A 635-nucleotide genomic window follows, 5' to 3' on the forward strand; every position below is an offset into this window, starting at 1 on the left:
TGACGCTCGGTCAGGAATTCAGCGGATACGCCCGGCAGGTCGAGGCGGGCATCGAACGAGTGCGCGCGACGCTGCCGCGGCTGGGTGAACTGGCGATCGGCGGCACCGCGGTCGGCACCGGCCTCAACGCTCCCGACGGTTTCGGCGCGAAGGTGGTCGAAACGCTGGTCACCTCGACCGGCCTGAGCGAATTGCGCACGGCGGCAAACTCCTTCGAGGCGCAGGCCGCACGCGACGGGCTGGTCGAGGCTTCCGGCGCGCTGCGCACCATCGCGGTGTCGCTGACCAAGATCGCCAACGACGTCCGGTGGATGGGGTCGGGCCCGCTGACCGGCCTGGCCGAGATCCAGCTACCCGACCTGCAGCCCGGCAGCTCGATCATGCCCGGCAAGGTGAACCCCGTTCTGCCCGAGGCTGTTACGCAGGTCGCCGCACAGGTGATCGGCAATGACGCCGCGGTCGCGTGGGGCGGTGGCAACGGTGCGTTCGAGCTCAACGTCTACATCCCGATGATGGCCCGCAACATCCTCGAGTCCTTCAAGCTGCTGACCAACGTGTCGAGGCTGTTCGCCGAGCGCTGCATCACCGGGCTGGCCGCCAATGTCGAACACCTCCGCGAGCTGGCCGAGTCGTCG

Annotated in this window: 1 protein-coding gene; it reads left to right on the plus strand. The window is 68.5% G+C overall.

Going from position 1 to position 635, the window contains the following annotated elements; all coding sequences use genetic code 11:
• On the plus strand, positions 1-635 hold a 635-nt coding region (locus A5652_RS23430; protein WP_255361863.1), incomplete at both ends, for a lyase family protein.

The organism is Mycobacterium sp. 1165178.9 (assembly GCF_001673555.1).
GTDB lineage: Bacteria > Actinomycetota > Actinomycetes > Mycobacteriales > Mycobacteriaceae > Mycobacterium.